This is a genomic window from Rhizobium altiplani, from assembly GCF_001542405.1.
GTDB lineage: Bacteria > Pseudomonadota > Alphaproteobacteria > Rhizobiales > Rhizobiaceae > Rhizobium > Rhizobium altiplani.
Window position 1 is genome coordinate 10,995 of record NZ_LNCD01000058.1, and the last position, 17,904, is coordinate 28,898.

The 17,904-nt window shown below is 56.8% G+C and carries 18 protein-coding genes and 5 pseudogenes; 12 read left to right on the top strand and 11 right to left on the bottom strand.

From position 1 onward, the window contains the following. A partial coding sequence (locus tag AS026_RS39770) for a LysR family transcriptional regulator (RefSeq protein WP_131815313.1) occupies nt 1–116 on the bottom strand: 116 nt, incomplete at its 3' end. A gap of 119 nt (nt 117–235) precedes the next feature. Between AS026_RS39770 and AS026_RS12110 the strand changes: the two genes are divergently transcribed. Beyond that, complete coding sequence (locus tag AS026_RS12110; RefSeq protein WP_082728508.1) at nt 236–481, top strand: helix-turn-helix domain-containing protein; 246 nt, start codon at nt 236–238, stop codon at nt 479–481. 175 nt (nt 482–656) lie between these two features. Next, nucleotides 657–974 carry a hypothetical protein gene (locus AS026_RS12115; RefSeq protein WP_062369721.1) on the top strand — a complete coding sequence of 106 codons (318 nt, stop codon included), beginning with the start codon at nt 657–659 and terminating at the stop codon, nt 972–974. Between the two features lie 60 nt (nt 975–1,034). On the opposite strand, the pseudogene AS026_RS41150 reads toward AS026_RS12115, so the two are convergent. Continuing rightward, nucleotides 1,035–1,183, bottom strand: a pseudogene (locus AS026_RS41150) (erythrose-4-phosphate dehydrogenase); the annotation flags it as partial. A 12-nt stretch (nt 1,184–1,195) separates the two neighbouring features. Between AS026_RS41150 and AS026_RS12120 the strand changes: the two are divergent. Continuing rightward, nucleotides 1,196–2,008 carry a LysR family transcriptional regulator gene (locus AS026_RS12120; RefSeq protein ID WP_245307446.1) on the top strand — a complete coding sequence of 271 codons (813 nt, stop codon included), beginning with the start codon at nt 1,196–1,198 and terminating at the stop codon, nt 2,006–2,008. 600 nt (nt 2,009–2,608) lie between these two features. On the opposite strand, the pseudogene AS026_RS12125 reads toward AS026_RS12120, so the two are convergent. The 3 pseudogenes from AS026_RS12125 to AS026_RS12140 form a co-directional block, all read right to left on the bottom strand. Further along, nucleotides 2,609–2,932 (bottom strand): annotated as a pseudogene (locus tag AS026_RS12125) (TrbI/VirB10 family protein); the annotation flags it as partial. Nucleotide 2,933: 1 nt separating this feature from the next. Continuing rightward, nucleotides 2,934–3,383: pseudogene (locus AS026_RS12130) on the bottom strand (ISAs1 family transposase); the annotation flags it as partial. 290 nt (nt 3,384–3,673) lie between these two features. Next, nucleotides 3,674–3,984, bottom strand: a pseudogene (locus AS026_RS12140) (IS1096 element passenger TnpR family protein); the annotation flags it as partial. A 218-nt stretch (nt 3,985–4,202) separates the two neighbouring features. Here AS026_RS12140 and AS026_RS39775 point away from each other — a divergent pair. After that, nucleotides 4,203–5,553 (top strand): annotated as a pseudogene (locus AS026_RS39775) (ISKra4 family transposase). 174 nt (nt 5,554–5,727) lie between these two features. Beyond that, entirely contained in the window at nt 5,728–5,958 is a 231-nt protein-coding gene (locus tag AS026_RS12155) for a hypothetical protein (protein WP_062369725.1), read from the top strand. Between the two features lie 688 nt (nt 5,959–6,646). Here AS026_RS12155 and nhaA read toward each other — a convergent pair. Further along, nucleotides 6,647–7,843 (bottom strand): Na+/H+ antiporter NhaA, encoded by a 1,197-nt coding sequence (gene nhaA / locus AS026_RS12165; protein ID WP_062369727.1) that lies wholly within the window; start codon nt 7,841–7,843, stop codon nt 6,647–6,649. Nucleotides 7,844–8,488: 645 nt separating this feature from the next. Between nhaA and AS026_RS12170 the strand changes: the two genes are divergently transcribed. Continuing rightward, nucleotides 8,489–9,835 (top strand): chloride channel protein, encoded by a 1,347-nt coding sequence (locus AS026_RS12170; protein WP_062369728.1) that lies wholly within the window; start codon nt 8,489–8,491, stop codon nt 9,833–9,835. A gap of 51 nt (nt 9,836–9,886) precedes the next feature. Here the strand turns inward: AS026_RS12170 and AS026_RS12175 are convergent, their stop codons facing one another. Further along, nucleotides 9,887–10,069 (bottom strand): hypothetical protein, encoded by a 183-nt coding sequence (locus AS026_RS12175; RefSeq protein WP_062369729.1) that lies wholly within the window; start codon nt 10,067–10,069, stop codon nt 9,887–9,889. Nucleotides 10,070–10,319: 250 nt separating this feature from the next. On the opposite strand from AS026_RS12175, the gene AS026_RS12180 reads away from it, so the two are divergent. After that, on the top strand, nt 10,320–10,760 hold the full coding sequence (locus AS026_RS12180; protein WP_062369730.1) for a MarR family winged helix-turn-helix transcriptional regulator: 441 nt from the start codon (nt 10,320–10,322) through the stop codon (nt 10,758–10,760). An 86-nt stretch (nt 10,761–10,846) separates the two neighbouring features. Next, a complete protein-coding gene (locus AS026_RS12185) occupies nt 10,847–11,260 on the top strand; it encodes a hypothetical protein (protein WP_062369731.1) in 414 nt (137 codons plus the stop codon). A 294-nt stretch (nt 11,261–11,554) separates the two neighbouring features. Here AS026_RS12185 and AS026_RS12190 read toward each other — a convergent pair whose 3' ends face one another. Both AS026_RS12190 and AS026_RS12195 read right to left on the bottom strand, forming a co-directional pair. Continuing rightward, a complete protein-coding gene (locus AS026_RS12190) occupies nt 11,555–11,878 on the bottom strand; it encodes a hypothetical protein (RefSeq protein ID WP_062369732.1) in 324 nt (107 codons plus the stop codon). Between the two features lie 27 nt (nt 11,879–11,905). Beyond that, nucleotides 11,906–12,307: a response regulator gene (locus tag AS026_RS12195; protein WP_062369733.1), complete on the bottom strand. Its 402-nt coding sequence runs from the start codon at nt 12,305–12,307 to the stop codon at nt 11,906–11,908. Between the two features lie 93 nt (nt 12,308–12,400). Between AS026_RS12195 and AS026_RS43985 the strand changes: the two genes are divergently transcribed. After that, on the top strand, nt 12,401–12,529 hold the full coding sequence (locus AS026_RS43985) for a hypothetical protein (protein WP_280950876.1): 129 nt from the start codon (nt 12,401–12,403) through the stop codon (nt 12,527–12,529). Between the two features lie 437 nt (nt 12,530–12,966). Here AS026_RS43985 and AS026_RS12200 read toward each other — a convergent pair whose 3' ends face one another. Continuing rightward, complete coding sequence (locus AS026_RS12200; RefSeq protein ID WP_062369800.1) at nt 12,967–13,464, bottom strand: invasion associated locus B family protein; 498 nt, start codon at nt 13,462–13,464, stop codon at nt 12,967–12,969. Between the two features lie 37 nt (nt 13,465–13,501). Next, nucleotides 13,502–13,744, bottom strand: coding sequence for a hypothetical protein (locus AS026_RS12205; RefSeq protein WP_245307448.1), 243 nt, complete (start codon nt 13,742–13,744; stop codon nt 13,502–13,504). A 1,766-nt stretch (nt 13,745–15,510) separates the two neighbouring features. On the opposite strand from AS026_RS12205, the gene AS026_RS12215 reads away from it, so the two are divergent. The 3 genes from AS026_RS12215 to AS026_RS12220 all read left to right on the top strand — a co-directional run bounded on the left by AS026_RS12215 (nt 15,511) and on the right by AS026_RS12220 (nt 17,683). Then, nucleotides 15,511–15,948, top strand: a complete 438-nt coding sequence (locus tag AS026_RS12215) for a hypothetical protein (RefSeq protein WP_245307450.1) — start codon at nt 15,511–15,513, stop codon at nt 15,946–15,948. Beyond that, a complete protein-coding gene (locus AS026_RS39780) occupies nt 15,831–16,217 on the top strand; it encodes a DUF982 domain-containing protein (protein WP_245307453.1) in 387 nt (128 codons plus the stop codon). Before AS026_RS12215 ends, AS026_RS39780 begins: the two co-directional genes overlap by 118 nt. A gap of 236 nt (nt 16,218–16,453) precedes the next feature. Beyond that, nucleotides 16,454–17,683 (top strand): FAD-binding domain, encoded by a 1,230-nt coding sequence (locus AS026_RS12220; RefSeq protein WP_062369735.1) that lies wholly within the window; start codon nt 16,454–16,456, stop codon nt 17,681–17,683. The last annotated feature ends 221 nt before the right edge of the window (nt 17,684–17,904 follow it).

Here is a 17,904-nt window from a genome sequence, read left to right on the forward strand (position 1 = left end):
AGCGACATCACATGATTGCTGAGCGCCGGCTGGGCAATGCGCATCCTGGCTGCCGCCCGGCCGAAGTGCAGTTCCTCGGCCACGGCTTTGAAATAGGTGAGTTGGCGCAGTTCCATGAATGAGCTCCGCCGCACGTGTGCTTCATTGCCACGATGCTTCGCAAAAGATAAGTTATAGCCAGTTAGCACGCTTAAGTTTCTTTTTCAACTCTCAACTTGCGAAAATAGAAAGTTTTATGCTCAAACCATCTCAGTGCCGCGCAGCTAGGGCGCTTCTCGACTGGACCCAGAAAGACCTCGCCGAGAAGACTTCGATCAGCGCGGTATCCATTCGAGCATTCGAGAGAGGGGGAGAGATGCGCGACAGCAACCTTCGTCTATTGACGCTCACCTTCGAGGCCGCAGGCATAACCTTTCAGAGTGAAGGTGAGATTACCGATGGAGGAATAGGCGTCCGCCTTCGATCACAGGATCGGCAGTAGACGTGGAGCTAAGCGCGTGTTCTTGCTTGCAGCTCGTAGGCGACCCGATCAGCCTGTGAATAGTTAAAGTTTAGATTGCCGAACACTGCCAAAGAAGGCACTAGCGATAGCGATAGCGATTCAGCAGCCTGCTGGTTGTTAGTACGCCGGGAAACGGTTGCATTTCGAAGGGACAATGTTCGGCCCGATGCGCGAATATCTGAGAATACCGATCCGGGTGGAAGTTGTCCGCGCTGACGAGATCATCTCTGCCTCGGGCGAACGCTGGGATTCGGTGCCGCATTGGGCTGTTGAGTGCTACGGCCATGGTCAAATGGTTGTCGCGGAAACGGGTGTCACGTTATTCAACGGCTCAGAAGCTTTGAGAGCCCAGCCCGGCGATTTCGTCGTTCGCGATCATAAGGGCGCTTTTTCAGTCTACGATCAAACGGCTTTCGACCAAAGCTTCATGCCGGCACACTCGGCAGAGGTCTATAAGTTGCACGCGGCGTAGGCGCCTACCCAGAAGATTGGCGGCCCAGTTTCCGGGCCGCCTTCGACGATATCAACAGGCTTAGATGAGCTTTGCGAAAGCGACAGCCGTATCAGACATGCGGCTGGAGAAGCCCCACTCGTTGTCGTACCAGGACAGGACGCGCACGAAGTTGCCTTCCATGACCTTCTCTGATCCGTTGCGAAGATCGAGGAGTGGCTGTCGTGGTTAATGAAATTAATATGCTGAATTCGATCGACCTGAGAACACTGAGGGCATTCGTCGCCGTGGCGCGGGAGCGCAACGTCACCCGCGCCGCGGAGTTGTTGCACGTCACGCAACCGGCCGTAACGCTGCAACTGAAACGTCTTGCCGCGGAAACCGGCCTATCCCTGTTCCGGCGGACTTCCACGGGCTTGGAGTTGACGCAGGAAGGGGCGCTGTTGGCTGCCAAGGCCGAACAGGTGCTAGCGGCGCTGACGGATTTTGGGCAGACAGCCGGACATCTATCGACACGTATCCGCGGGAAATTGCGGATCGGCACGATCATCGACCCGGAATTCACCCGTTTGGGTGCCTTTCTGAAAGCGCTCATCGAAAGCGGACCTGGCATAGAAACCACGCTGCGTCACGGAATGAGCGGCGATGTGCCGGAGGGGCTGAGGCGAAATGAACTCGATGCCGGCTTCTTTCTCGGAGACCCAAGCGACTACGACCCTTCCGCCGATATGACCGGCGAGAGCGCCGCACCGCTCTTTTATGCCCGCGACCTGGCGCAATTGACCTATCGTGTCGTCGCTCCTCCAGCGCTCGCCGCTTTCGTGCGCGGTGCGGACTGGCCACAGCTCGCAACACTTCCCTGGATCGGCACACCGCAGGCCTCGGTCCACAATCGATTGCTATCGCGCCTGTTTGCCGATCTAGGCGTCCGGCAAAACATCGTCGCCCAAGTGGATCAGGAGACGTCCATGGTCGCCATGGTGCGTACAGGGGTAGGGTTGAGCCTTTGCCGAGAGTCGATTGCCCTTATGAACAGCAGGCACACGGCCTCGTGATCGCTGAAGATGTCAAGATCTCCACGACACTCAGTTTCCTCTGCATGGATGCTCGCACTCAAGACCCGACTATACTGGCGGCCCTGGACGCGATCAGACGGGTTTGGGGATAGGTTTCGTGATTACATGGGCCAAGGCGCGAGGCGTGAACCGATAATTGTGAAGCCGGCAACGCTTCAACAACCGCCCGCACCGCAGCCACCAATCATCGAAGCACCGCATTCGACCCAGTCACACACAAAGCTCGCATACCGATCATCTATGAGATCAGCGCCAATCCAGTGGAACGTTTCATTCGCTACTCCTTCTTTATCCAAAGCTAGGTTTTTCAAGCTCTTGATGCGAACAGCCGACCCCGTTATTCCGCTATCGGGCTTGAAGTGAATCGAACCTTGGCTGCGCTTTATTCAAAAGACGATTGAACTTGGGTAATTGGAAACTGCTCGCTTATGGCCAACTATCTTCCCGCACAAATATCAGCATCGTGATCTGTCACGGCCCCGGTTGCTGAAGAAACGGCGGTCCCCCTGTCATGGGTTTCGGCACCGCTGGCGGCCCCTCAAGGATCGCGGGACATTCGGCCACTGATAGCCGATAAGATCAATTCCTGTATGAGCCAGGAAACACCATGTCCTGGTCGACGAGGACATTGAACTTGTATCTGGGCCGGATTTCGAGTGTCGGCTGGACATTGAGGTTGCGGCTGATCGTCTGCTCGGCAACGCGCCCGAAGCCCTCAGCGAAATTCCGCCGTGCCGCATCCGAGGCCGTCTCCTGCGTTGCCAGCGTAGAGCTTTTCGGCATCGAGGCGTCGATCCCCGTCCCGATCAGCGCGATCAGCACCGCCGAACCGAAAGTTCGGAAGTAATGGTTGTTCACCTTATCATGGAAGCCGCCATACCCCTCGGCATCGGTGCCCGCCATCGTCGGTCGCCTCCTGGCCAAGAACCAGCCGCTGCCGGGTCGCCCATGCCGACACCATATGCAGCGGTTCGCGCCCCCGGCCGCGCGCGTGGGTGCGCCTTGATGTCTTGCCATCGATGGCGATGACGTCCGGATCGCCATCCCGCAACGCTTCGACCCACGAGGTGAAGCAGGATTTGAACAGGTCCGGATCAAGTGCGTTGATGACGTCGTTTAACGTGTCGTGGGAGGGTAGGCCGCGTTCGAAGGGCAGGAACCGCCGCAGAAAGTCCATCCGCTCTTCGCCCCAAAGCCGGATCTCGACGAAATCCTCCATGCCGCTCAGCGTCGCACACAGCACGAGCAGCAGAACCTCCGGCAGCGGACAAACCACCCGCCAATATTCTCGCGTGTCGGAAAGCACCGAAAAATGATCAAGAATGGCGCGTGAAGAGGCGGGAGAGGCTGGCATGAAAGGCTCCGTCGACTCGAAGCGCCTTATGAATCACACTCGCACCTCTCCCTGCCACAACGAAATGTAAAGCTGAAGCGATTGCCCTGTCGGCCGATGCCTGATCGATTGATTTCGCATTCGTCTGCAGCTTGCCGCGGTCGATGGCGATCGGGGCGTCATAGGCGGCATCGCTCGCCTGCAGCCGCGCCATATGCTGCCGTTGCCGCTCGCCTAGATATTGCTCCTGTTGCTCTCAGACGATTGATCCGGCGCATGCCGGTTTGCGCCCGCTCGTTGGCGGCCGAGCTTCAGGGACTGTACCATGGTCTTCTCCCCTCACCGCGCTTTAGGAGGGACAGCGCGCTTGCCGGCGTTGCCCCGTTGGCGGTTACCGCATAGGCGCGTCCGAGTTCCATCGCGTTGGTCGACAACCGGGCGAGCACCTGACCCTCGAAGGGCACGATCACGTAAGCGAGCGGAATGACGGGCGTGCCTTGATCCGTCTTCTGGTCGGTGACGACGGCATCAGGCACGCCGAACCCGATGTCACGATCCTGAACTCATAGAGATGGCTGTTGGTCCAGCCGAAGGCTTCCTGAAGAACCTCATGAAGCCGGTCAATCCACCGCGAACAATCTCTTCATCCGCAAATGAGCCTTGCAAGAGCGAGTTGTTGCCCAAGTCCAAAAGTTTCTGTGCACGATCTGACGTCCGATCACGGGTCAGCACGAGAAGGTTATACTTGCCGTCGCTACCCACGCCCCGCATGACGAGAGTGGGAAAAACGTGGGGGTAAGGATATCCAGGTAATCGAGTGCTTTTTGGAAAGGGTACTCGTTGACCGCACAATTGAAGATGATCATCTCCGTCGAGCTAGTGGGGGTGGACGGCGTTCGACAGCGTCGCGAAATTGCCAACGTTAAGCGAAGTGTCGATGAGGCTCGTCTCGACGATTTTGGCCTTACCCTCGAAGAAGGCAAAGAAATTCAGCTGCATCTGCAGAAGGAGCTGACGCAGTTTCAGACGGATCAGGCCGTCCAGCGTGATCGGAAGTGCCCGCGCTGCGATTGCTCTCGCCAGGTTCACGATTACAGATCCCGTACGATCCATTCGCTCTTCGGCCTTTGTCGTGTGTGTGTGCCACGGTGGCGACGCTGCGAATGCGGATCGAGCGCAAGATTGGCCACCGATTGCGCCCCGAGCCTGTTAAATGGAAGAGCAACGCCGGAATTGGAGCGAATTCAGGCAGAACTCGGCTCCCGTTTGTCCTTTCGAGAAGCAGCTCGTGTACTTGATATCTTTTTGCCGACGGCAAGAGTCCATAATCACCGGACGTAACCGGCTGGCTAAGGTTGCCGATCAGATCGAAAAGTGGGACGTCGCGTGCCCCTATCGTCTCAGTCGCGCCGGCAAGTCTCCCGTTTCCGTTTTCATCGATGGCGCCTACATTCGCGCGGTTCCCGGCTATCAAAGCCGGCATTTCGAGATCGCGATGGGACGCGTTGTTTCGGAAGGCCGAGCACCGCGTCAGTTTGCCGGCGCGCCGCATATCGCCACCGGCAAACACGATATCGTTCGCGCGGCGATGCGCGCACAGGGATGGCTGCCCGGCCGAGATGTCAGTGTTTTCAGCGATGGAGAAGTCGGCTTGCAAAACATCGTTGTCAACGCAACACGCCAGCCCGTTACGCATATTCTTGACTGGTTTCATATATCGATGCGTCTCCGACACATTGAACAGGCCTGGGAGGGCATCAAGTATCTCCAGGATCTGAACGTCTATCTTCGAGACGTCGCGATCCATGTGCCCAGGCTTCGACATTTGCTATGGAGTGGATATGTCGGAGAGGCGAGCGAGGCCGTAAAACAGATGCTTGCCCAATTGGATCAGCCCGGATTTCGCGACGCCCTCGGCAAAATCAGGCGCCTCTACGAGCTGATTGGCAATCTTCACACTTACCTGCTCCAGAATGAAGCTTCTATCGTCAACTACTGTCGGCGATACTGGTCCGGCCTGCCGATATCCAGTTCGCCGGCTGAAAGTGCCGCCAACAGCCTCGTCAATGCCCGCATGAACAAGAAGCGTCAGATGCGTTGGTCACCGATTGGCGCTCATCGGGTTCCCCAAGTCCGAGCCGCCGCAGCGGATGGTCGACTTAAGAAGGCAAAGCTAAATCTTGCAGCGTGACCCCCAGGTTTTTTCCCGCTCCCGGCGAAACAGCCGCATTCTCAAATTTAAGTGCCAAGCGACACATTCAGTCCGCTGGCGGACAAGCCAGCATGCAAGAAGTGAGCAATATAGGTCACGCTTTGTTGTGCCAATTGTGTTTGAAAAGCGGCAAGATTGTGTAATAATTAGGCAATGAGGGAAATCAAACCGCCGTTATTTGGGCTGTACCATGATCATCGCGCCTCTCAACGCCGGGCAGTATTTCAACGCGAGCTTGATCGATTGATTGAGGCGGCGGTTGCTGCAGGTTGGAGAGAAGCAGAAATCGCACTTGAAGTTGCGGATCTCGCGGAGGATTACGTCATGAAGCTGGCAAAGAGCGACGGCATATCATTCGCGAACGACAATACTTGCAAGAATTAGGCTGGAAGGCGCGGGAGCGATCGCGAGCACTGCCACCAACCCCGGAGGAAAAAATGAACTCAGCGGCAAAAGGTTGGATGCAGTCTACGATAAAGCCCCTAAAGATATTCGCGTCTGCAATGTGCGTTTCCGCGCTTCTACTGTGTTTGCTCGTACTAATGATGCGACATTTCGGCCCCCTCATTGTTGCGAGCTATCTTTATTCAGAACAATCGACGGCGATTCTAATAGTCGATTAGCTACGTAGATCAGCAAACAGGGAGTTCGTACGGCGGCCTGCTCCTGCAATCAATAGGTGTCGACCAAAACCGGGCTGCCTCTGTTTTCTCGCGTACGGCTTTGTGCGGGATGGCGACCGAGCCGGCCGCACCGGGGCGTGGCAGTTCGTTTCGTCACGAGAACCAACGCGCCAGCAGTGCGGGACATGGCGGATCCCCACTGTTACAAGTCGCAGCAGAGCGGCAACGTGGTAACCGTCAGCATGATGGAGGCAATAATGCCCAGGATCTCGTCGAGTGAGTTTGCGCCGAGCTTTATGAAAACGTCGGCGGGGATGTAGGAGGTAACGACGAGAGGGCTGTTGCGAGCGCTAAGAACGTCGCCTAAACCATACCCGCCGCGAATCCATGCGTTTTCGTCGCCTCAAGATCGGCGCAGATTGCCTTCACCAAACGAGAAGCAAGTGTGATCATGCAGCCTTCGCAACTGCCTTCCGTCGGCTGACGAGGAGGACACCCGATCCGACGATCCCCGAAAGGGCTGATCCTGTCAAAATGCCGATCTTCACCTTGTCCTGGATTGAAGGATCATCAAAGGCCAACAACCCGATGAACAAGCTCATTGTGAACCCGATCCCACAAAGGATGGCCACACCCGTCATTTGCGACCAATTGGCAGTCGCCGGAAGCTGCGCCCATTTCAGTTTCACAAGGATCGCCACGGTGACCAGAACACCGGATAACTTTCCGACAAATAGCCCAGCAGCGACGCCAAGCGTGCGAGGATCAACGAGCGTCGTGAGCGTTGTACCTGCAAGAGATACGCCTGCATTGGCAAAACCGAAGAGCGGAACAATCACGAAGGCAACCGGGCGATGGAGGAGATGTTCGAGATGATGCAGAGGGGACTCCTCGTCGCGGGCCTCCGGTGTGCCGGGGGTACGCTTGATCGGGATCGTAAGGGCCAGCATGACGCCCGCCACCGTCGCGTGGACACCGGAGGCGAAGACAAGCAGCCACAAGACAATTCCAAGCGCCAGGTAAGCCGGGAGCCGCGTGGTGCCAGCACGGTTGATCACGAAGAGCAGGCCAAGGGTCACCGAAGCGCCGGCGAGCGCAACGACATTGATATCAGTGGTGTAGAAGATCGCGATGACAATGACGGCACCAAGGTCATCGATGATCGCAAGCGCCGCCAGGAAGATCTTGAGCGAGGCAGGAACGCGGTTCCCGAAAAGCGACAGCACGCCTAGCGCAAAGGCGATGTCGGTTGCGGTCGGAATCGCCCATCCTCGAAGGCTGGCCGGATTGCCGAGATTGAATGCTACGAAAATGAGTGCCGGCATCAGCATACCACCAGCGGCCGCAGCGCCCGGAAGGATACGCCTGCTCCATGTCGATAGCTGGCCGTCAAGCATCTCGCGCTTGATCTCAAGACCCACCAGCAGGAAGAAGACGGCCATGAGCGCGTCATTGATCCAGTGCAGTAGGCTGAGCGGACCAATATACACATGCAGCGCGTGAAAATAGACGTCGGCAAGCGGCGAGTTCGCGACGATGAGCGCGAGTGCCGCTGAAGCCATCAGGACAAGACCGCCCGATGCTTCGTTGTCGAGAAATCGGCGAAGTGTGGATTGTATGCGGCCAGTCGCGGTCGTCGAGGACATGGGTTCGCGCTCCCTGTTGGAAGGTTGATCGTCAGTCTCCGTCAATTTCGGGAAGCCCGCGGCGCACGCAGCACACGCCATTGGTCAGAGATAGCGTAAGAGTGAACGCATTACCACAGTCAATGAGATATAATCCGGACATGTCCAACAAGATGACATTACTAATCGCATTGGCGGGGCTCGCGCTTATTCTCATTCTCGTGTGGACCTTGCTACTCATCGGTCATACCGTCGCGCCACCGCCGGTCTGACAAAGGCACTTTGCGGGGGGTCGGAACTCTTCACCGGTTCGTCGGTTAATCCAGCACGGTCAATACAAGCCACCTCGGCCCTCATATTAAGCGCCCCGGTTCTGGTTTTTCCGCCATCCTTTCATATCTTGACCAGCAATCGAACGCATTCTATGTCACGCAATGATATTTGTAGGGCATCGAGCGTGCAGAGAGATACGCGGATCGTTTTGGCGCTTTTGGCGATAGCGTTCTCGTGTGCGCGATTTGCTTCGTCGTGCGGGTCAGAGCCTTGTCGGCTGCAATGGGAATGCCCCTCTAAGACGCAGCCCAACTAATGATTACCACCCAAGGGGTCCGCTTTTCTCAGCCCTTACGCTAAGATCGAAGACCCAGACCTGTTTCCGAGTCCCCCATGCCCTCCTCCTATCGCAATTTCAAGCTGCTCCGTCGCTCTCGCGTTTTCTGGGGATCCTTCTCTCTCTGGCGGCCGCGGCTGGTTTTCTGGTGCGGGGCCCTAGCGATCGGCGTGATCAGCGTCGGCTTCGCCAAGCTCGCCGATCTGGCGCAGTACGGATTTTCGAGCCTGACATCCTCGGGTGAATGGGCCTTCCTGCTACCGCTCGTCCTGACGCCCCTCGTCTTCATGCTGTCGGCCTGTCTGTCGGCGACACTGTTTCCGAATTCGCAGGGCAGCGGCATTCCGCAGGCGATCGCCGCCCGGCATCTGCGCGACGAGGACGAGCGGACGCGGCTTTTGTCGCTTCGGATCGCCTTCGGCAAGATCGTCCTGACGGTGCTCGGGCTCTTCTCCGGCGCCTCGATCGGCCGCGAAGGCCCGACGGTGCAGGTTGGCGCGTCGATCATGCTCGCCGTCGCCCGCTTCGGTGGCATGGCGCAGGCGCGCGGCCTAATCCTTGCTGGGTCGGCGGCGGGCATCGCGGCTGCCTTCAACACGCCGCTTGCCGGTATCGTCTTCGCCATCGAGGAGATGAGCCGCACTTATGAGTCACGGGCGAACGGACTGGTGCTCACCGCCGTCATTCTGTCCGGCCTTGCAGCACTCGGGTTGGCAGGCAACTACAACTATTTTGGCGAAGCCTCTGCGGCGCCAACACAATTGCGCGACTGGGGTCTCGTCCTGGTCTGCGGCATCGGCGGCGGTGCGCTGGGCGCTGCCTTCAGCGGCTTTGCATTGCATTTCGGCCAGAAGATCCGCCGCTGGGCGCAGCCGCAACCGCTGAAGCCCATGCTTGTTCTGGCCGGTATCTGCGGTCTCGCCATCGCCGTGATCGGCATCCTCTCGGGCGGCGCGACTTTCGGCACCGGCTATGAACAGGCCCGCAGCGCCGTCGAAGGCCATGCGCTGCCACTGCTGTTCTTCGTGGAGAAACTGGCCGCCAGCTTCCTGTCGATGCTTTCAGCCATTCCGGGCGGCATCTTTGCGCCATCACTTGCCGTCGGCGCCGGTTTCGGTAGCACCGTCGGCTCGCTCCTCGGCACCAGCATCGCGCTGTCGGCAATCCTTGGCATGGCAGGTTATTTCTCCGGCGTCGTGCAGGCGCCGATGACCGCCTTCGTCATCATTCTCGAGATGACCGGCGACCACCAGGCTGTCATCCCGATCATGGCCGTCTCTATGATCGGCTACGTGACGTCGCGCATCCTCTCTCGCGAGCCGCTTTATCACGGTCTGTCGCGCGTCTTCATCGCCGCAGCCATCCGGGCGCGGCGGGCGGAAGGGAACAGCCCGCATCCATAAGGGAACAAGCGCGCCCTTCCTTGGGCACGGTACCCGAGGGAGTTTGAGGACCTAATCCCGTAAACCCTGAATTTCCTGGTCGATCGTCCGCATACGGTGCTGGTGGAGCGCATTGAGAACGACAAAAAGCCGGCGGGCGTCTGCTTCTCCGAGCCCATCAAGTGATCGCCCGAGGTACTCGAAAGGCCAGCCCGTATAGATATCGAAAACCGTCCAGCTGCGATCTCCTTCCATTCGAATCCCATACCGAGCAACTTCGATCGACATTTTCACAAAGGGTCGCTCCAGAACTCTCAAAAATTCCAAGACGTCACGATTTTGGCACAGTCATCGGAGCAATTCGATGGGATTATGGTTCGCGAGTTAGAAGTCGATGCCAGTGCCTGGCACTGTCTCCCACATTGGCTTGCAAACTCGCGAACCGTTCTCCTGGCGTGTTCGCCGATTTTATATCACATCATGACGTACGAAAAGGATTTATTCGATGCCTGGCCCCAAGGCAAAAAAAACGGCGCTGAGCGACCATGTCTACGATGGGTTGGCCGGTTTTCGACTTGCAATGCGGCGCTTCCTGGCATTTAGCGAGGCTGCGCTTGCCGAAGCTGGTGTCACGTCGCAGCAGTATCAGGCGCTCCTTGTGGTGCGCACGGCACCCCGCCACAAGATCAGGCTACGGGATCTCGCCGAGCAGATGCTGATGCACCACAATGGTGCCGTTCAGCTCGTCGACCGGATGTGTGCAGCGGGCCTGGCAGAACGTATTCCAGCCGAGGACGACAAACGCAGCGTCATGATTGGTATGACCTCGAAGGGCCGCGATGTCCTCGAGGCCCTTGCCCGTGTTCACGTCGAGGGCATGCTGGAGAACGAGCCCCTGCTGGCGGAATCCCTATCCCGTCTTCGGAAGGTCACCGAACTCGCCTGAAGGCGATCACCTGTTTTTGATCACGCCGTGATTGATCTGCAAGCTCGATTTTGTATCATAACATGATATAAAAGAGGAGAACAGCTATGGCGGATCACGAACGCGGCTGGTCGAGCTACCGACCATCGAAGACATTGTGGGGATGGTCGCTCGTCGGGGCATCGGCATTGACAATGGTGCTCGGCTTTACTTGGGGTGGATGGACGACTTCGGGCCGGGCAGGTGTCATGACGGATATTGCCGTCAGGGACGCCAGGGCCGATCTGGTGGCGAGCGTCTGCGTGCACAACTTCGTCACGGCAAATGACGCCGCCGACAATCTTAAATCCCTTAAGGCGAAATCGTCATGGGAGCGCGACGACTTTATCAAGGAAGGCGGTTGGGCAACGATCGCCGGGATAGACGAAACGGTGACAAACGCGACGGACGACTGCGCCGACCAACTCATGAAGTTGAAAGAACTGCCGCAGGCTACCGATCCTGTCGTCTCGGACAGCTAGCGTTCGACTGGATGTTAAGAGTTTCCGGTCGGCGCCAGGCCCGCCCGAAATGATTTCGGGCGGGCCATTTGCGTTGACGCGGGACCATTTCTTGGATCATCCGAGAGTAACGACAGCCCACGGTACCCACCGCCGAGTGGCGGTCTGTTGCGCCCTCTTGAAACAGAAATCTGACCCCGAGGGCGCATAGCTATGAAAGCACATGAACCGGTAACCACAATCATACTGCAATCCGCCCTGAGGCAGTCGTCGTGATCGCCGCCATAGCGTGGATAGTTGCACTCACGATTTGACTTAGGTGCGCTTGACGCTGTCCTCATCACCCTCCCGGCTTCCGTCTTGAAGTGCCTGAAGAACTTCCCTCGCCATTAGATGCGCGGCCATCAGGACCGCTGGAGACAGAGGCCGGCCATCGCGAGCTTCCCGAGAGATCTTCAGCAAGCCGACAAGCTCGATCGGATTCTCGATGAAGCCGTCAAGGATTTCCTCGACATCCTGGGGCAGCGATATTCCCATCCCCGTCGCCAGCTGCCCTTGGTTATTGAGCACTCCACGATTGATGAGAATGGTTTCGATCAGCCCGACCCAAAGGCCGAGCTCGGCGCGCATGTCGTTCATGGTGTTCCCCGACCCTGTCTTGCTTTTTCAGGCGAAAAGCCGCATCCCGCTTGGCGGAATTCCCCGACCTCCTCGGCGGATGTCCTGAAGGTAGGTCAGCACTTTGCCGATCGTGGGCGGATCGATCGGTTTGGAAATTATCCCTACGACGTCTGTCAGGCCGTTTTGAACGGCTTCAGGATTGCCGGTCACCATCACCACCAACAGCCCGAACTCACTCGCGAGATATTGGGCGATCTTCGGACCGGTGGCGCCATCGCGAAGGTTGACGTCCACGAGAGCAATTGTACTGGAGGCCGCTAGCCGGCACGCTGCCTCGAAGCAGTCGGCTATGCCTGACGTCTCGTAACCAAAACTGGAAACGATGTCGCGAAGATCTTCGGCCAGAAAGGCGTCGTCCTCTACGATTAGAATTTTCTCGTCGCTCATGGCTCCCCCATCATTTTGTTCAGCCTGCATTCAGGATTGACAATATGGACGAGCCGTTAAAGAATGTCATTACATGATACAAAAGAGGGCACGATGACGAAAACAGCTTTGATATCCGCAATATTTGCGAGCTATGTCGCCGTCATGTTCGCCATCGCTTCCATTCCCGGCGAGGCGACTAAACTTGCTTCTCAGGTCCCGGCTGAAAAGGCCCTCAACTGAGGTTCGAAAAATGGACGTGAAACTCTTTCTGGCAGGGGTGGCGTTCCTTTGCGCAGGCATTTCCAGCGGTTCCGTTTACGTGCTTTTCTACCTCTGAGAAGATCTCCTCAAGAAAGAGAGTACGCCGATGTCTTGCGGCGGTTTGCGCGCCGCTACATTGGGAAGCATCGACCCTCCGCATTCGCGTCGAGGGTTTCCTGATGTTGATGGAAAGCGGTGAGCAAGAGGGCTGTCGTCAGCGTGACGTCCCTTCGTTTCACCGCCAGAATGGTCAGACGGCACGAGGCCCGCAGAATTATAGAACGCTTCAGCTATTCCAAGGCCGACCTCCATCTTCTCCTTGCCGGCCGTGGCGGAACAAACACCCACCGGCGTCGCGAGCTCTGCACCGCGGAGGAGAACGCAGCATTCGGGCTCGAACAGCGGCGTTGGCTCCGTCAGTTGCAGTGGGAGGCTCTGTCCAACGCTGCAGAAATTCCTTCGAGCGAATAAGTGTAGGTCGTGCGGGTGCCCCTTGCGGACACTGCCCGAAGGACCATGGTGTGCCCTGCCCGCAAAGCCTTCATCAGTTCGGGAGCACGAGATGTGTCGTTGACCCAGCCGGTGTTGTCCTTCGTAAACATGCGAAACGCGCTCGGCCCAACGGAGACTTCAATCATGGACCCAGGCCTGAGCGGATAGCCGGCAATGACCTCGGGTTCTTTGCGATCTACACCTTCGACGGGGGCGATGAGGAAGTAGTTCTTTCCGTGATCGACATTCGATGGCTGAGAGTCCTTCGGGACCGAAAGCGCGTAGCACACAGTTTTGCCGCCTCGTTGATACGCATAGACACCCCAGTTTCCACTGCTGCTGATCATCCTTGGTAATGCGTCGGCCGAGGCAGCTCCACCTCCGAGAACGATCAATGCGACCAGCCAGGCATGCTTTATCATATTCGATCCTTCTTTCATCTTGGTTGATTTTCATTTTCTAGTGGCGAGCACGGGCTCGCAGACCGCGTACGTATCGCACTTGCTCGAAGGTGATCGCGCCCGCCTCGACGCGGCCTTCCCATATCCGATTGCCGAAACGGCAAGTGACGTGCAAGCAACCTTCGCCCTCCCGGACCTCCACTGCGATAAGACCCTGCGCCCGATAGCGTTGGAACTCGCGGATCTTCAGGCCCAACCTGTCGGCCAGGACCTCGTCGGCCAGGTGGTCTCCCCTGCTCATGTCAGCGGAGACCGATCGCCGTGGACGGTGAAACAATTTTTATCATGCCGTGATATAAATATTTCCCGACCTACGTTTCAAGAGATTTTTCTGCGAACTTTGGATGCCGAATTTGGTCCGGTCGCCAGGGTCATCCGACGGGCGAGCACTGGAGAGATAGCAAGGATGGCGCGTGCCCCTGAATTTTTGCAGAAAACACGACTGAGCGCCGCGAACGCATCATGGTCCGTCGTCTAGCAAACACCGAAAAGCGCTTTCGTGATCGGATAAAATTCGCAAGCCTACAAGGCTTGGCGGTGACCTTCGCCTGCCACCACGTGGCGAGTGGATCGCCGGACGGCTCTCCGTTGCACAGACTCCTCCCACACGGCTACAGCCTTGCGTCGGAGTTTTCGCAAAACGGAAACAACCAGATGTCAGGTGTTGCACACCATGCGAACATAGTCTGACAGGACGGGATCATCGGCCAGTCGCGCCTGAAAAATTTCCTCAGTCAAATGGCCGAAGCGATAGTCATCCAGAAATTGTTGCTGTCCTCGGTGAGCGATGGAAGTTCACGAGAACCACGACGTTGTAGAGATCGCGAGGAACGCCGGTCAGCCGGCTCGTCGCTTTCATGAGCGTTAGGGAACATTCTGTCATCCTTTCTCCCAAGACTGGGCAATCAGCCTTGTAGAGGCAGAAACACGTTCCGACCGCGTCATGTTTGCGAAGTTCCGGTCTTTTGTCTCCGCCCAAGCGAAGAAAGCTCAATTTGATAATTTATATCATGCGATGATCTATCTGTCCTCAACAGAGACGGGCTCCCATTCGAATAATAAGGACTTCGGACTCTACACGGCAGCAGTGTGTGGGACAGATCAGCATCCCTTCTCGGACTGAAGGGTCATGAGCAGGCTCGGAGGCTGGACAAACACCCGGCGAAAGAAGGGAGCTGGCAAGGTAAAACGATTGTTCACATTGTTATGATCGTTCATGCTCCGTTCATATTTGACATATTTCGCATTCCCGTGCGAATATCATGCCGTGATACATCCTCATGCCTGCCGGGACTGCAGTTTGTAGAGACCTAGGCAGCGGTTCATCAGCGACAGGAGTTCCAACAAGTGTGGCACTACTTCTCTCCGCCCAGGCCCGTAGAAGAAATTGTCGATATCGTCGCCTTGAGCGTGCTGCTTGACGAATGGCGCGCAAGCCGTGGCCTGAAGCAGAGCGACGAGTTGGCCCAAGTCGCAACCGCGAAAATCATCGCGGCGCGCTCCTCCGGAGTAGCTCTGACAGAACTAAAATATATCTTGTCTCGGCTTACAGTTGAGGAGGCGTCTCCGCCGAACGGCTGAACGTCTGTTCGCTACTCCAAGGCAGCGAATAGAGCAGACAGCGACGATATTAGACTTCTTTTGAAGGACAATCCTGGGCAGCGTTGGATGGAGGTCAGAAAGACGAATATCGCGTATCTCGCCAATGATGTTGGCGCGAATAAACTATTTCTGTCGAAAACTCGATACAGAACTAAATATTATCGAGCTATAGGCCTCAATCCTAAATGAGATAATTCACCAGATACTCTATCATATTATTTTCGTTCTTTGTGATCACGGGCATTTTATTTGATATTGGCGATTATCGCACCACCTCAATCATATTGGCTCGCAGATGTGCATCGCACTCCTTCTCTGGCCGCTGCGAGTCGGGCCGGTAGCTATCAGGCGCCGGCCCTGTTCCCCCGCCTCCCCGGCATTCGCAAGCGAGCATTGGAAAGGAACATGACAATGACCAACACGGACTCTCAGAAGAATACACTGGCGATGCGCTGGCATGAGTACAGTCCATCGAAGAAGCTGTGGATCTGGTCGATGGTGGGGGCGTCGGTCGTGACAATGGCGTTGGGATTTACCGCAGGCGGATGGACGACTTCTGGCCGTGCGTCCGTCATGGCCGATCGTGCCGCACGCGAAGCAACTTCGAAATTGGTCGCCTCAGTGTGTGTGCAACGGTTTGCCTCATCGGCTGATGCCGCAAAAAATCTAAATGATCTAAAGAAAACGTACTCGTGGCAACGTGGTGACTTCATTGAAAAAGGAGGATGGGTCGCGCTTGTTGGAGTGGAGAACAGTATTCCAGGCGCTGCAAATCTTTGCGCCGACCGCTTGATCGAGATGAAAGACCTACCGACCGTCAGCGCAGATGCCAGCGCGAGTTAGCAACGGAGGAGAGCATTGTGACGACTGATGTCCTATGGCCCAACGCCATAACGGTTCGCTTTCAGAACGGCACGGAAAGGTCTTTCAGAAGCATTTACGATACGCTCGACTTCCTTGAATGCGAGTGGCCGACCCACGGAGCCTCTCATAGCGCGGCAGTGGCTAGTTGCCGAAACGCACTGAGGCGACAGACCCCTACGGCGGCGAGCAGGAAATTCTTCGTCGCGGCATGCAGAGAAGCGAAGCTGAGGATTAGCAGTGGCAGGTAGCTTATGATGGATGCGAAAGTCAGACCTAGAGATTGGTAGTTGGCCGGACGAAATAGGAAGTGGGATCGCCGACGGTTCGCGGCATGTCTTTAGGGTGGCTATGGCCAACGACATCTGCGGCCCTTCTGTTGTTGCCACTGCGTATTCACCGTTGAATGCGGACGACGTGTTTTAACTTTGCCGTGCGCCGCGAAGCAGCGAGATCGAGCGTTTGCTGCTCTGGGAGGGCCGAAGTCATGAAAATTGCCATCAGTGGCGCTGGGATCGCCGGACCGACACTGGCCTATTGGCTTCATCAATACGGCCACGAGCCCGTTCTGATCGAGCAGTCATCGGGACTGCGGTCGAGTGGATATATCATCGACCTCTGGGGATTAGGCTATCACGTGGCAGCGAAGATGGGCATAGTACCTCATCTCCAAGACTCTGGGTATCGTGTCAAGGAGGTCCGTTTTGTCGACAGCAGTGGACAGCGGCGCGGGGGCTTCTCAACGGATGTTTTTCGACGTGTCCTGGGCAAACGCTTCATCAGTGTGAAGCGAAGCGACCTTTCGTCCGCCATATATGCAGCGACTGCCGGCGAGGTCGAAACGATTTTTGGCGACAGCATTGCAGCAATTAACGAAGATGCGCTTGGTGTCCATGTCACCTTTGAACACGGTGCAAGTCGCAGGTTTGACATGGTTGTTGGAGCAGATGGCCTCCATTCCCGCGTTCGCGAACTTGTCTTCGGGGATGAAAAGCAGTTTGAGACTTATTTGGGCTACAAGGTAGCCGCCTTTGAGCTATCGGGATATCGGCCCCGCGATGAATTGACTTATGTCAGCCATGCAACACCAGGCAGGCAGGTGTCGCGGTTTTCGATGCGAGACGACAGGACCCTGTTCCTCTTCGTATATCATGATCCGGATGCTGGCGAGCACAATTCGCTTGCCGAGCCGGAGCGCAAGGCGACCCTTAGAGAGGTCTTCAAGGATGTCGGCTGGGAATGTCCGCAGATCTTGAAGCGGTTAGACGATGCTGACGAGTTCTATTTCGACCGCATTAGTCAGATCCAAATGAACAGTTGGTCCGAGGGTCGAACCGTGCTTGTCGGCGATGCGGCAGCCTGTGTGTCTTTGCTTGCTGGCGAGGGATCGGGATTGGCGATGACCGAGGCCTATGTGCTTGCCGGCGAGTTGGCGCGCGCTACTGATGCACCCCTAAATGGGATCGCGCAGTACCAGAAGCGAATGATGCCGTTCTTACAACGAAAGCAGAAGACCGCAAGCCACTTTGCTTCGGCCTTCGCTCCGAAAACCGCGTTCGGAATAGAGCTGCGTAATTTTCTTACTTTGATGATGGCTTGGCCATTCGTCGCTCAGCTTCTCTTACGTCACCAGATGCATGATGACGTCAATCTTCCTGTTTATCATCTGCACGCGAACCAGGGAGAAGATCCATTCGCTGGATCCGGATTCCGATGAAGCCCCCCGGCTGCGAAGCGTCAATACGTTTCAATGCCGATTGGACGGTAACGGCGCCAATGCCATAGCCATGATACCCGATGGTGAGTGACGCAGAGCAGTATGCCTGGACGCCTGGGGCCGGATTGCCCTCCTTCACCCGCTTCAGGTATCGCGAGGATCCAAGCGAAGGCCTACCGTTTTCAACCGCATTTCGGAATAAGCTAATACGCGACGAGCCG